Annotated in this window: 1 protein-coding gene; it reads left to right on the top strand. The window is 65.8% G+C overall.

Annotated elements, in window-relative coordinates; translation table 11 throughout:
* Positions 1 to 260 (top strand): hypothetical protein (locus AC0IW9_RS31120; RefSeq protein WP_471652160.1); only part of this gene is annotated, 260 nt, incomplete at both ends.

Below are 260 nucleotides of genomic sequence, written 5' to 3'. Positions count from 1 at the left end.
GCCGCACACTGCGTCAGCGGTGGGGCCGGCACGGCAACCCCGATCAAGACCACGGCTTATTTCTACGGTGGTTCCGATCAGGACGTGGTTCCCAGCAACAGCCCGCTGGCGACCGCCGTCGATGTGTCGGCCTATTTCGTCAACGCCGGCTACACCGGCCAGGTCGTCGACGAGAACGACATCGCCGTTCTCCGCCTCGCTGATCTGGCCCCGGCGTTCGCCACCAGCTACGGCCTGTTCACCGATGACCTGACCGGCAC

The organism is Belnapia sp. AC561 (genome assembly GCF_979252845.1).
This window is presented reverse-complemented; position numbering and strand designations above follow the sequence as displayed.